The 13107-nt window shown below is 33.9% G+C and carries 13 protein-coding genes; 11 read left to right on the top strand and 2 right to left on the bottom strand.

What is annotated here, in order from left to right:
- Positions 1 to 208 precede the first annotated feature (208 nt).
- The 5 genes from AACH31_RS11240 (at position 209) to AACH31_RS11220 (ending at position 3466) form a co-directional block, all read left to right on the top strand.
- On the top strand, positions 209 to 553 hold the full coding sequence (locus AACH31_RS11240) for a sigma-70 region 4 domain-containing protein (protein ID WP_338617666.1): 345 nt from the start codon (positions 209 to 211) through the stop codon (positions 551 to 553).
- Between the two features lie 163 nt (positions 554 to 716).
- Complete coding sequence (locus AACH31_RS11235; protein ID WP_338617665.1) at positions 717 to 1133, top strand: hypothetical protein; 417 nt, start codon at positions 717 to 719, stop codon at positions 1131 to 1133.
- 97 nt (positions 1134 to 1230) lie between these two features.
- Positions 1231 to 1587, top strand: coding sequence for a phage holin family protein (locus AACH31_RS11230; RefSeq protein WP_338617664.1), 357 nt, complete (start codon positions 1231 to 1233; stop codon positions 1585 to 1587).
- 229 nt (positions 1588 to 1816) lie between these two features.
- Positions 1817 to 2389 carry a hypothetical protein gene (locus AACH31_RS11225; RefSeq protein ID WP_338617663.1) on the top strand — a complete coding sequence of 191 codons (573 nt, stop codon included), beginning with the start codon at positions 1817 to 1819 and terminating at the stop codon, positions 2387 to 2389.
- A gap of 654 nt (positions 2390 to 3043) precedes the next feature.
- Positions 3044 to 3466 carry a hypothetical protein gene (locus AACH31_RS11220; RefSeq protein WP_338617660.1) on the top strand — a complete coding sequence of 141 codons (423 nt, stop codon included), beginning with the start codon at positions 3044 to 3046 and terminating at the stop codon, positions 3464 to 3466.
- Positions 3467 to 3679: 213 nt separating this feature from the next.
- Here the strand turns inward: AACH31_RS11220 and AACH31_RS11215 are convergent, their stop codons facing one another.
- Positions 3680 to 6487 carry an N-acetylmuramoyl-L-alanine amidase gene (locus AACH31_RS11215; protein ID WP_338617659.1) on the bottom strand — a complete coding sequence of 936 codons (2808 nt, stop codon included), beginning with the start codon at positions 6485 to 6487 and terminating at the stop codon, positions 3680 to 3682.
- Between the two features lie 285 nt (positions 6488 to 6772).
- On the opposite strand from AACH31_RS11215, the gene AACH31_RS11210 reads away from it, so the two are divergent.
- From AACH31_RS11210 to AACH31_RS11195, 4 genes are all read left to right on the top strand, one after another.
- A complete protein-coding gene (locus AACH31_RS11210) occupies positions 6773 to 7324 on the top strand; it encodes a hypothetical protein (RefSeq protein ID WP_338617658.1) in 552 nt (183 codons plus the stop codon).
- Between the two features lie 61 nt (positions 7325 to 7385).
- Complete coding sequence (locus AACH31_RS11205) at positions 7386 to 7961, top strand: hypothetical protein (protein WP_338617657.1); 576 nt, start codon at positions 7386 to 7388, stop codon at positions 7959 to 7961.
- 374 nt (positions 7962 to 8335) lie between these two features.
- Complete coding sequence (locus AACH31_RS11200) at positions 8336 to 8599, top strand: hypothetical protein (protein WP_338617656.1); 264 nt, start codon at positions 8336 to 8338, stop codon at positions 8597 to 8599.
- Positions 8600 to 8725: 126 nt separating this feature from the next.
- Positions 8726 to 9127: a hypothetical protein gene (locus AACH31_RS11195; RefSeq protein WP_338617654.1), complete on the top strand. Its 402-nt coding sequence runs from the start codon at positions 8726 to 8728 to the stop codon at positions 9125 to 9127.
- A 207-nt stretch (positions 9128 to 9334) separates the two neighbouring features.
- On the opposite strand, the gene AACH31_RS11190 is transcribed toward AACH31_RS11195, so the two are convergent.
- Positions 9335 to 10702, bottom strand: coding sequence for an MATE family efflux transporter (locus AACH31_RS11190; protein WP_338617653.1), 1368 nt, complete (start codon positions 10700 to 10702; stop codon positions 9335 to 9337).
- 514 nt (positions 10703 to 11216) lie between these two features.
- Here AACH31_RS11190 and AACH31_RS11185 point away from each other — a divergent pair.
- The gene (locus tag AACH31_RS11185; protein WP_262953870.1) at positions 11217 to 12488 is read left to right on the top strand and encodes an ArsB/NhaD family transporter; all 1272 of its coding nucleotides are present in this window, start codon (positions 11217 to 11219) and stop codon (positions 12486 to 12488) included.
- A 58-nt stretch (positions 12489 to 12546) separates the two neighbouring features.
- The gene (locus AACH31_RS11180; RefSeq protein ID WP_161832422.1) at positions 12547 to 13095 is read left to right on the top strand and encodes a hypothetical protein; all 549 of its coding nucleotides are present in this window, start codon (positions 12547 to 12549) and stop codon (positions 13093 to 13095) included.
- Positions 13096 to 13107: the final 12 nt, after the last annotated feature.

The following is a 13107-nucleotide window of genomic DNA, read 5'->3' as shown; positions in this document are numbered from 1 at the left end:
AGTGTAAAAAAAATGCAAATTCTTTCTTCTGATAGGGTGATTTTTATCACTATTTTTTCACAACTCTTTGTGTTATTTTTGAGAAAATAGTCGAGAAAACTCTTTAATGATAAAATAGCGGCGGCTATTTGCAGTCTAATTGCACAGTGATTGCGTTGATTTAGGCTTTTAATGAAAGAGTAATCTTTAAGGTGAGGAGATGATACGTTTGGAGTGGAAAGAAGAGAAGGAGTTAGTGAAGGGAATTTTCGATGAAAAACAGGAGTTAGATAGGAAGGTTCCTATTATAAAAAAAGATGGAAACAGAAGGTTAGAAAAAAATCATACTGCTATTATCGAAAAGCATAGGCAATTAGAATCTAATATTGAAGACTGCTTTTCAGCATTAGAAAAACAGGATCGAAAAATCATTATTTTATCTTATGTTGAAGGACTAACTAATTATAAGCTAGCGGAGGCACTAAATGTTTCAGAAAGAACAGTGGCGACCTATAAACGAAACGCCACAATTAATTTTGCTAGTACATATAAACTCCTTTTTGGAAATAATTAAGAGATATTGATAAAGTGGCGATAACGGGTATCATTGGGTAACAAAGAAGTGGTTAATTTTGTAAATGTAGGTAGTTAGTCATTATTTTAAATATTTAGTTTCAGATGATAAGAAGTCAATTTTATAAGTAAATTTAAAAAATGAACATGAATGGATGATTGTTATGCTAGATGTTACTCGCTTAGTAAGGATGGATAAGGGGGCGAAAGAAGTTGTAATAGGTATGCTTCGATTATATAAAGATTTAAAAGGAATAAAATTAATTTCAAGTAATAGGGAGCGAGAAATATCTAAAGATAAAGTTTTAAGAGATAAGGAGATTGATTATTATTTAAAGGAGTTTGAAAAATCGTGGAATCTATTGCCCGAGACGATACAGACTATTTTGCAGGAATTTTATATGGGGGATAGCCTAAAATCAGGAGCAGGTATTAGGTTAAGTCTTTCATTAAGTTATAGTGAACGACAAATCCATCGATTAAAGAGGGACGGAATTAGACGGCTGTATAATCTTTTGATTCTGAATGCGGACGAAGAAATATTTGTAATTTATAAAAAAATAAAAGACTGTTTTATTTAATATATAAAAGGGAGGAGATTCTTTAATAAAAGGTTAGGTGCTAAATATGAGAAGTTTTCTTAGACTCAATAAGAATCGCATTATTACGAGTGGAGTTATGGTATTTTTATTTGGTGAAATGAATAACTTATTGCTTACATTAGTTTTCTTTATCGTTACCGAATTTTTTACAAAGTTGTTATATGAAGCAATGAATCACAATGTCTCGCTTAAACTGTTGAATTCCATGATTAGTAATAAAATATTTATTTTATTACTTGTAGCTATCGCTCATACTCTAGATTATAATGTACTTTTTTTAGATAACACCTTGAAAAATGCTATTATATTTTTCTATTTAAGTAATGAAGGAATTTCTATTTTGCAAAATATATCATTTAGTGGAGTAGTTATGCCCGATAAGATAAAAAAGATTCTAATCAGTCTAAAAGAGAAAGATGATGAGGAAAAATAAACGGCCTATAATGAAAAAGCGTGATTAATTAGAAATCACGCTTTTTCATTGGACATTTTCCCTTATAGAGAAGAATGCCTATGATAAGTGAATTATAATAGGATAATTATATGTCGAAAGATTCAAAGGAGAAAGCTAATAATTGGTATTAAGGGACATATAGCTTTTAAGTAAGTGCCGTGCTATACTACTAATAAGCGACAAGGGAGATTGAGAAAGGGATGATAAAATGGAGTTAAGGTATAAAACATCATTAGAAGAGTGGGTAAATGTTTACCTACTAGTAATGAGTAGGACATCTTTACGGTTTTATGGGGCGATTATCTTTATGGGAGTTGCAATTCCGATCTTTCTTTTCTATGGATTATTTCATACGATTTATTATATTCATATATATTATAAGTCTGGATATGATTTAGAAGGCCTCCTTTTTCAATTATTTAATTGTATGGGAGTGATAACGCTATGGTTTGTAATAACTCTTACACGAAAGCAATCTGCTAGATGGATTCAAAAGACTTTTTTATCTAAAATTACATTTCGAATGTATCCACTTTTATTACAGGAGAAAATATTGAGGGTGAATGGACATCATGCAATTTTTGATTATGGAGAACGGAAATTAAATATTGATATAAATCATATTATTGAATATGATAATAGGTATTATTTATATACAGGGAAGTATACAGAATTAGATGTAATTCCTAAGTCTATTTTTAAATCGGAGGAACAGGAACAATTATTTTTAAAGGAGGTTGGTCTGCCTGTTGAGCGTCCAATACGAAGATTATTTTTATAGTTTAAATCGAAAAAAGAAGCCTTTATAACGGCTCCTTTTATAATAACTATTTCCTAAGTCTATTTTTAGAAATGTCTTTTAGTCTCAGGTTACTGGAAACACATACGGAGAATATCAAATTGAGGTTTGTTTTTAATTAAAGTGTATAAACCATATATAAACAGAATCGCGATTCCGGTGATTCCGAAGGTGGTATTATAATCGATATATGTATTTGGTTTTAATTGGTTTGCAGGCGTTGAATCTTTTAATGGAACTTTTAGCGTATAAGACCCAGGGGTATTAACGTGAATGGTAATAATAATTCTTTGGTAGAGTTTTGTTGGAAAATTTTTGTCTTGATATACAGTTGAGGATTCTAAAGTAATGATAACCTTATCGCCTTCCAATTCATAACGCGTTTTTATATTTTTGTCAAAGTCAGATTCAAATGAAATGCTTTGAAGTGTCATTAATAAGTTGTTTTTATCGAATCGATATGCAATTTGGCCACGATCGAGTGCGCCTAATAAGTTGATAACATTTTTCTCAGGACTAATATCTAAGTTAAGTGTTTTAAATGGGCCTGCTAAGGATGGGGTTAAACTAATCTCTCCATCGACGGTAACTAAAGGAAAGTGAATAGAATATAAAATAATAAGGAGAGATTTATTTATGAATGAATTAGAAGAGAAACACAGATTAAGGGCTAATGGGTGTGGATGCCTTCTTGCTTTAATTGGATGCCTTCTTCCAATTATTTGTTTTTTTATTGCAATTTTCCTCTTTTTCCAATCTACCTTTAGAGAAGTAACAAACGAAAAAGTTATTTTTGAAAGCTCTTCTCCTAATGAAAATTATACTCTTTCAATTATCCAAAGAGGTATCGGTTTTCATGGAAAATATATGTTTTATATAGAAGTGGATGATGGCATAAGAACAGAGGTAAACATAGTTTGCCATGAGAACTTTGACGCTTCGAATGTTTTGATTGAATGGAATGATGATACTAATGCCACTATTACTCTATATGGAGATTATGCTCAAACAATCTATTTCACTGCTCCAAATAATTTTGAATTACAGTCACTCTATTAGGAAATAGGAGGTTTAATTTTTGGACTCAGTTAATCATTGGTTATATAATCTGCTGAAGTTGAGCGGTCATTAAAAGATTAATTTCATTAAGTACATCTTACCAATTAAATAAGTAAAATCCATCTATGGTAATCTTCAACATGAAAGCCTCTACTACCGCATCGCATCGTTTAACTTGTAAGTAATAAATAGATTACATTTTAAAGTGATTGATTAAGAGGTTTTTTTATTTTCGATTAAATATAACTCGATGACTTTTAGAGCAAATCCTTTAGCTAATCCTTTTAGTTCTGATTCTGAAATAGAAGGAATTCCGACAATATGAGCTATTGCCTCCACCCATAAGTAATTTCTCATCACCTCACATACTTGTCTCTCAATGCCTTCTAGACTTGTTGCTCCGTTAAACCTATTTTTCATAAATTTTGTAGTTCGTAATTGAACGTAATTTTTATAATAATCTCTAAATAATTCTCCTAGATTGTTATAATTTTTTGATTGATAAAGCTTATACATATTCACTGCGTCTATATCGGAATAATAGTCTTCCATGCTAAAATAGGTATCTTCATTTCCAATTAAAGAGTGAGTAGCTTTTGCTATTTGATTAACATCACTACTTTCACCAATTTTATTTTTAATATTTTTAATTAAGGAAACTAAATCACCAGCCCACCCAGCGTAATCGGCAATTTGAAAAAACTCTGATCCCCATAAGAAGACAGGTGTTTCTAAAGTTACACAGAGATGTGGTAAATTAATTACTTCATTTGATACTGGGTCTATAATATAACTAATAATATCCCCTTGGTACTTCGTAGTGACATAATTTACATACCCTTGATCTAAAGGGCCCGCTACTGCGGTCCATGCTGTTCCGTTATACTGTGAATGTCTATAATACTGTAAAGCTAACTTAAGTGGATTTGTATCCATAATATTAGGATAATGCGTAGCAATGTACTGTTGTGCTAACTTACAAAGATCTGTCATTTGCTTAAAAACTAATTCGTTATGATCTTCATTAACTGTTAATTCTTTTTCAATTATTTTTACAAAACGATTCCATCCCAAATCTAGTGTGCGATGAGGACAATATTTACCGCTCCAACTTTGGTGTGTACGAACGTTAGACAATGGAATATTGAAGTATCTCATTAATGCAGCAATTAATTTAGCTGCATTTTTTTCAGCTTTAAGGAAGCGATCGCCACCGGATTCTGAGTAGCAGATTTCAATAGCGATGGACTTTCTGTTTCCGGTTCCTTCGCTACCATCACCTGCATGCCAACCATTTCTGTTTAATGGTAACCCTTGCACGGCTTCTTTATCATCCACCGCAAAGTGAAAAGAGACTTCGTTATCGTTTCGAATCATATAGGCAATTTCATTTTCTGCAGAGGCGTCATTATAGGTGTTGTGGACAGTAATGTAGACGGGGTCCATCGGATAAGGGGCTTTAATGGAGTATTTTTGACTTGAAACTAAATTTTTTCGCACGCTTAAACCATTGACAGGACCAATATCGCTTGCTCCGTTACCACCCGCGCTGCCACCAGAGGAACTACCGGAAGAACCGGGTTGACGTAACTGACCTTTCATTAATAGGGAAAGTAAGGTGTCATTTTGGTCGGCTGAACCCGTGTAATTAGAAATCCCATTCGCATTGGCAATTTGTTCACGAGAATCGAAACTAGAATTAACACCGATTGAATTTAAGGCATCGACAAATGAGCCACCTGAGTAATTAGGAATTGGGAAGTAAGAAGAGCCTGCTGAACCACCGGAAGAACCGGGTTGACGTAACTGACCTTTCATTAATAGAGAAAGTAAGGTGTCATTTTGGTCGGCTGAACCCGTGTAATTAGAAATCCCATTCGCATTGGCAATTTGTTCACGAGAATCGAAACTAGAATTAACACCGATTGAATTTAAGGCATCGACAAATGAGCCACCTGAGTAGTTAGGAATTGGGAAGTAAGAAGAGCCTGCTGAACCACCGGAAGAACCAGGTTGACGTAACTGACCTTTCATTAATAGAGAAAGTAAGGTGTCATTTTGGTCGGCTGAACCCGTGTAATTAGAAATCCCATTCGCATTGGCAATTTGTTCACGAGAATCGAAACTAGAATTAACACCGATTGAATTTAAGGCATCGACAAATGAGCCACCTGAGTAGTTAGGAATTGGGAAGTAAGAAGAGCCTGCTGAACCACCGGAAGAACCGGGTTGACGTAACTGACCTTTCATTAATAGAGAAAGTAAAGTATCGTTTTGGTCGGCTGAACCCGTGTAATTAGAAATCCCATTCGCATTGGCAATTTGTTCACGAGAATCGAAACCAGAGTCAACACCGATTGAATTTAAGGCATCGACAAATGAGCCACCTGAGTAGTTAGGAATTGGAAAGTAAGAAGAACCGTTACCTGAGGAAGTAGTTCCGGAATATGTTGGAAAGGCTAAATCAGAATTTGTCCAACAATCTGAATTTGATGCCCCAACAACTGATTGATTATCTGGTGCCGATTTTTTAACAAACATGACATCGGCTGGATTTAAAACAGAGTCGGTCCCGGCTTTGATGATGTTAGAGTTTTTACCTAGAGTAGGGCTATAAGTTGGATAGTTAACATCTGTATCAAATTCGACATGGAGATGTGGTCCTGTTGCATATTGTCCAGTAGATCCATAAAGCCCAATACGTGTATCTTTTGTAATAGATTGTCCCTTCGTGACGTCCACACGATCTAGGTGGAAGAGACGTTGAATCAGGTTTTTAATAGTTCCATTTTTTAATTGACATTGATCGTAGCGAATAATAACTACATTTCCTAGAACGTTATCAAATCCGGTTTCTAAAACTTGTCCGTTTCCACTACCCCAAATGGTTCGATTAGATCCCGTCTCGGTTAAATCCATTCCGTAATGCCGAAAACCAAATTGATTTAAATAATTTGTGTTTTTAAATCCGGCAGTTACCCGTGTTTTATTAATGGGGAGAATCAGTTTTTGTGTTGCCATATAAAAACCTCCAAGATGTAAAGTTGTATGCAAGGAGTTATGTTTATCTCCTTACAAATTTCATTTTAAATCAAAAAGGCTCTTGCAAACTGCCATCAAAGTGACATGAGATTTTTGAAAAAAGTTAATAAACGAAATAAAGGGTTATTGATTTTTTTGTTAGAGATTTAAGAGGAAAGCCAAAGAGAGTCTAATAATTGGTATTGACGGACATATAGCTTTTAAGTAAGGTATCGTGCTATACTACTAACAAACGACAGAGGATGTCGAAAAGGGGATGATAAAATGGAGTTAAGGTATAAAACATCAGTAGAAGATTATATTCAGGCAAGCCTATTGCTTGTATGGGATAGACCAATCATTTTCTTTTTTAGTATTGTTGTATTACGTGTTCTGTTGCCTATGTTTATTCTAGCTTATACAGTTTATTTATTCATGCAGAATTGCTTTTTAGATAGTTTTATTTTTTTAGGAGCGACGACTGTTATTCTATTAATTGGAATAGCCTTTTTACAAAAACGGCGCATGGTCCAATTAATAGAGAAAAATTTTTCGAAAGTCTTATTAAAAAGTCCATATTTGATTGAAGAGAAATGTATGGTGGTTGAAAACCAGAAAGTTCATCTTCATTATTCATCTGAAAATAAAATAGATACTGATGTTAAGTACATCTTGAACTTTAATCAGAAGTTTTATTTATACTCTGATAATCGAGTAATTGATATTATACCTGAAAATATTTTCAAAAATTGTGTTGAAAAGGAACTATTTTTAAAAACCCTTAATACACCTATTAAAGCGGTAAAAAGAAATATCCTTTATTGGCGATTATATTGAAAATTGATTATCAAATTAGGAAGATTAATTTCTATGATGATGTCGAAAAGGGGATGATAAAATGGGATTAAACTGTCAATTGACATTGGATGGTTGGGTTGAGGCAAATTTATTAAGTAATTTAAAAAGTAAACTTTTCTTTTTTATGCATGTTGCATTTATTCGTCTATTTGTTCCTTTTAATACCGTATATGGTCAATTGATGCAGTTATATAAGTATAGAAAACACTTAGATTACTTTGATTACTTCTTAAAAGGATGGCTTATTGTTACTGGGGGAAGTATAATTTTTATAGTTATGGTCTTTCTGCTACAAAAAAGAAATATAATATTTCACATAAAAAGAGGGTTAAAGCGTGAGTTGAAAACACGACCTTATCTGTTTGAGCCTAAAACGATGGTTATCTACGATCGACGTATTACCGTAAAATACAAAGATTATGCAAGAGATATAGCTGTTAGTCACCTAGTGGAAAATAATAAAAAGTATTACTTATTCACTGAGGATTATCAGGTAATTGATGTGATTCCCCATTATCTCTTTAAATCGGCAAGTGAGCAAAAGTTATTTTTAGAGATTTTAAATATGTCTGTAGAGTATCCGAGTAAAAACATATTGTATCGAGGATTATATTAAAAATTGATTGTCAAATTAGGGGAATTAAATTCTCTGATGATATAGAAAAATCTGATGATATAGAAAAAGAGGATGATAAAATGGAGTTAAAATATAAGTCTTCATTGGGGGATTATATTGACGCAGGAGTGTTAAGAACGTGTCGAATTAAATGGCAATATTATTATGGAATTATTTTTTTGAGAATTGTTTTACCAATATGTACGTTGATATACCTAATTTATCTTCTCTATTATGGTGTAACTCTCAATACATGGATGATTTTTGTTCGTCTTTTTATAACTACAACTGTTGCATTTTTTATGATAGGTCCTATGCTAAGATTACGATACAGAATCTAGTTTAAAAAACTATTAGAAAAGCATCCACATCTTGTGGAAGAAAAGAAAATCATACCTTTAGATAATAAGATAAAAATTATTTATGAAAATAGAGAAATGACTGTAGAATTAAAGTATATTTTAGAAAAAGATGATATGCTGTATCTTTATGGAGAAAAGTATTTAATAGTAGCAATTATTCCATGTGAATTATTTTGTTCTAAGGAAGAAAAGGAAGATTTTTTATCTATTATTAATTTACCAACTGAGAGGTTCAAAAGAAAATTCCTTTATTGGGGTATTTGGTGGTGGAAGTAGAAAAGAAGGCGGATCTAATTCATGATTTCGGATGGGGTTTATTTGTATTTAGGAGGGGGATAGGCGAGTAACCACCGCCTAATACTACTGATAAACGACAGAGGATGTTGAAAAGGGGATGATAAAATGGAGTTAAGATATAAAACATCATTAGAAGAATTGGTGGAGGGGATTCTATTAATTAGTTGTAGGTCACCTCTCCGATTTATTTTTTGTTATATTATCGTTGGAACTTTATTTCCGCTTTTTCTTTTATATGTGTTCATCTATACTATTTACTATCTTTATTTTTATCCGACGCCAAGTTATTTAGTTGAGGAATTGGTGGAACAATTAATTCTTTGTGTCACAGAGCTGTCTTTATGGGGAGTCGCTGTTGGATTTCGTAAACCTATGATGAAGTGGTGCACCAAAAGAGCGGTATTTAATAGAATTATTAAAAAGAATATGTATTTTATGGGGGCTAAAACGACGACTGTTAAAAAAGGAAAAATCAAAATAGAGTATGATGACGCAGTGCTGAGTTAAAGGTGTATCACGTGATTGAGTATAAAGAGAAGTATTATTTATACGAAAAGAATTATAAAAAATTCATAGATGTGATAGCTAAAACGGCATTTCGTTCTAAGGAAGAGGAAAAAAATTTTTTTAAAAGAATTAAATTTACTTGTTGAGGCCCCAAAAAGAAATTTGTTTTTATAATAATGAAAAAAGCCAGGAAATTCTGGCTTTTTTCTATTTTACGGGAGATTCAGTTTTTTTAAGATGGTGCCACGCTTTCCATAAGACGAGGGCACAGATTAAAAAGGCGGTAAAATCGGATATAGGAAAGGCGTACCAGACACCGTTGAGTCCAAGGTTGGTGAAGCGAGGTAAGAGGAGAATCAATGGGATGAGGATGATAAATTGTCTTAGAATGGAGAGAAAGAGGGCGGGCATGGCGCGTCCGAGTGCTTGATAGAACGTAGAGGCCACAGTTTGGAGCCCGATGGTCCAGAAGAAAAGAAGTTGAAGTCTTAAGACAAAAGTTGCCTGAGAAATTAAATCGGCATCCTTGGTAAAGAGTTTAATTAAAAAGTGTGGGAATAAAAATCCTGTCACTGAGCCAATCGCCCCAATAAGAGTGGTGTAAATAAGTGCCAGCTTGACGACCTGTCTAATTCGCTCCGGTTGTTTGGCCCCATAATTGTAACTAGCAATTGGTTGGAGTCCTTGGTTAATCCCCATAATTGGTAAAAAGAAAAGGGAAATGATTCGGTTGACGGTTCCAAAGGCGGTAAGTGCCACGGTTCCACCTAGATTTCTTAACGTCGCATTTGTAATGAGAGCAAAGAGAGAACTTGCGGCATTTCGGGCAAAGGCGGAAAAACCGACGCTAATAATGGAGGTCATGACCTTAACATTAGGTAGGAGAAAACGCCGCTCAAATTTGACAACACTTCGGTGACTTAAAATGAAAAAGAGTGAGAAAGCAGTCGCGAGCGCTTGGGAAATAACGGTTGCCCATGCAGCCCCGGTAATACCAAGATGAAAGGTGAAAATAAATAAGGGGTCAAGTGCAATATTAAACAAGGCTCCGATTAAAACAGTAACCATGGAAATTTTGATATCGCCTTCAGCACGAAAGACGGCGCTTGCTAGCAGAGCGAATGCGTTAAACGGAATCGCCCAGATGCCGACGAAAAAATAGTCCTTCGCATGTGGAATCAATTCTTCATTCGATCCAAATAAGTAAAGCAATTTATCCGCAAAGAAGAAACTTATTATCATTAGTAAGATAGAAATGATGAGAGTGAGTACATAGGCATTTGTGGTAATCTGGTTAGCGCGTTCATTATTTTTGGCACCAAGACTCCGAGAAAGAGCGGAGGCACACCCGATGGAAACCATTTGTGCAAAAGCAGTATACATCGTTTGAATCGGGTAGACAATGCCGATGGCGCCAACTGCTAACGTCCCGACACCCTTTCCAACAAAAATCGTGTCTACAATATTATAAATTCCGCTCACGAGCATGGCGATAAAAGCGGGCATGGATAATGAGAAAAGCAATTTATTAATTTTTTCTGTTCCTAGGAACTGACTGTCTCGTGGTGCCTTCATGAATCTAGCCTCCGTTAATTAAATTGAAACGCCTACGACTTATATATTTACCTCATATGAATGTAGTGGATTTCAATAGATAAATAATAATTTTCATTTATATAGTATGGCGATTTTGGATGGCTCTATTGATAGGTATTTATTAATTTTATTCAATAAAATTTCAGATAGGATGATGAGTTAGAGAAAGGTAAAGATTTAGGATCAAATATTATTGGATAAAGTTGCAAAAGAATGAATAAAAAACGTAAAACGATAGATAGTAATAGAAGAGTATAAAAAAAAGATAATTTTTATGAAAGGGTATAGCAATGCTAGAAAAACATTCAATTATCTTGACTTTTTTTTACATTATTCGGTAAAATAGTTCAAATAGGGGGTATGAAAAGGTATGGATTAAGCTTCATATTTATTAATTTTCATAGATTAATGGTTATGAAATTTAATTCATAGCATCTTTTTACTAAAGCCTATTTGAGTATAGATATTTTAGCAAACTAAGGGTGTGAGACTTTTGGAAAATACGAATTTTCTACCAGCTATTATTATTTTCCTTGTTGCGTATGGAATTATTATTTCTGAAAAACTAAACCGCACAGTTGTTGCCCTACTTGGAGCAATTGCGATGGTTGTATTTCATATTTTATCGCAAGAAGAAGCTTTTCACGTCATTGACTTTAATACGATTGGGTTATTAGTCGGAATGATGACTATCGTTAATATATTGAAAAGAACAGGAATTTTTCAATATATTGCGATTAAAACTGCTAAACTGTCGAAGGGTAGTCCATGGAAGATTATGCTTTACTTCTCCGTTGTTACTGCCGTTGCATCAGCGCTACTTGATAATGTGACGACAATTTTATTAATTGCTCCGGTTACATTTGTAATTACGGAAACACTGGGACTAAATCCTGTTCCGTTTTTAATTACCGAAGTATTAACGGCTAATATTGGTGGAACGGCGACGTTAATCGGAGATCCACCTAACATTATGATCGGTGGAGCTACCAATCTCTCATTTATGGATTTCCTTATTAACTTAGGACCAGTTGTTGTTGTGATTTTCATTGTGGTTCTACTATTATTGAAATTTATTTACGGATCTCAACTGAAAATTAGTGAAGAAAATAAGGCTAAAATAGCTGAGTTTGATGAAACGAAAACAATTACCGACCCTGTCCTACTGAAAAAAAGCGGGATTGTCTTGTTAGGGACAATTATTGGATTTGCGATTCACCAATCATTTGGACTTGAATCGGCAACGATTGCTTTATTAGGAGCTGGAATTTTACTCTTAATCAGTAAAGTAGATGTAGAAGAAATTTTAACCGAGGTGGAATGGCCGACTATTTTCTTCTTTATGGGACTATTTATTATGGTTGGTGCCCTAGAAGAAATAGGGGTTATCGAGGTGGTAGCTAATCAATTAATTAGTTTAACTCATGGTAATGTATTTGTGACGACGATGTTAATTTTATGGGTAGCAGCCATTGCCTCAGCATTCTTAGATAATATCCCGTTTGTTGCGACGATGATTCCACTGATTCATAGCATCGGTGCCACAGGGATGGATACAACATCACTTTGGTGGGCACTTGCATTGGGGGCTTGCCTTGGAGGAAATGGTAGTGTCGTTGGAGCAACTGCTAACGTTATTGTCAGCGGAATGTTACATAAAAAAGGTTATAAATTAACATTTGGTGACTTCTTAAAAATTGGTTTCCCATTAATGCTCATTTCAGTCTTTATTTCGATGATTTATTTAATTATCTTTTATGTATAATTAAATTGGAATTTTAAAATTAGAAATAGGGATGTTGAATCGGAAAGGAAATCAAATTATGGCAAATAGAAATTATTATTCGAATGCTTCTAGCTTTACGAATGGAAATGTTTTAAACATGGAAGCTGAACAACACGAAATGAAGTTACGTCAAATGGGAGGAGAAGTTCTCCAATTAAACTCAAGATGTTGTTACGTGAGATTTATGGTGGGGGATTTTAGACTGTCGTACGTTTATAACATTAATCGTTCCAATCATTATTTCCTAGAGCGTCTTAAACCGTATCCTCTTCCTTTAAAAGAATACGAAAACGAAGAAGATGTGGTTGAAATGATCCGTCGTGATTTAGAGCACTTTGAAAATGCAGCGAAAAGTAAAAATATTCACTCCTTTATTAAAGTAAATCAGGAGTTGAACAAGACAGCTAACGCGTTTGAAGATTTGTTCTTATATTACAACGTGGAAACGTTCCATACGGATACTATTTTAAAAAAATTAGACGAAATTAAAGAAGAGATTCATAAAACGGTGAAAGATTCAGTTCGTTTATACGAAGAAGAGGAACCTTGTTCATTAGTTCAATTCTTAGAAACTTCATCGAAATAGAAAAAAGTCGTA

The organism is Turicibacter faecis (genome assembly GCF_037076425.1).
Taxonomy (GTDB): Bacteria; Bacillota_I; Bacilli_A; order MOL361; family Turicibacteraceae; genus Turicibacter; species Turicibacter faecis.
This window is presented reverse-complemented; position numbering and strand designations above follow the sequence as displayed.

What these genes read in the sequence shown, in the direction of transcription:
- AACH31_RS11220 (WP_338617660.1), top strand. Translation starts at nt 3,044, where the DNA reads ATGAATGAATTAGAAGAGAAACACAGATTAAGGGCTAATGGGTGTGGA.
- AACH31_RS11190 (WP_338617653.1), bottom strand. Translation starts at nt 10,702, where the DNA reads ATGAAGGCACCACGAGACAGTCAGTTCCTAGGAACAGAAAAAATTAAT.
- AACH31_RS11210 (WP_338617658.1), top strand. Translation starts at nt 6,773, where the DNA reads ATGGAGTTAAGGTATAAAACATCAGTAGAAGATTATATTCAGGCAAGC.
- AACH31_RS11230 (WP_338617664.1), top strand. Translation starts at nt 1,231, where the DNA reads ATGGTATTTTTATTTGGTGAAATGAATAACTTATTGCTTACATTAGTT.
- AACH31_RS11225 (WP_338617663.1), top strand. Translation starts at nt 1,817, where the DNA reads ATGGAGTTAAGGTATAAAACATCATTAGAAGAGTGGGTAAATGTTTAC.
- AACH31_RS11215 (WP_338617659.1), bottom strand. Translation starts at nt 6,487, where the DNA reads ATGGCAACACAAAAACTGATTCTCCCCATTAATAAAACACGGGTAACT.
- AACH31_RS11195 (WP_338617654.1), top strand. Translation starts at nt 8,726, where the DNA reads ATGGAGTTAAGATATAAAACATCATTAGAAGAATTGGTGGAGGGGATT.
- AACH31_RS11235 (WP_338617665.1), top strand. Translation starts at nt 717, where the DNA reads ATGCTAGATGTTACTCGCTTAGTAAGGATGGATAAGGGGGCGAAAGAA.
- AACH31_RS11205 (WP_338617657.1), top strand. Translation starts at nt 7,386, where the DNA reads ATGGGATTAAACTGTCAATTGACATTGGATGGTTGGGTTGAGGCAAAT.
- AACH31_RS11180 (WP_161832422.1), top strand. Translation starts at nt 12,547, where the DNA reads ATGGCAAATAGAAATTATTATTCGAATGCTTCTAGCTTTACGAATGGA.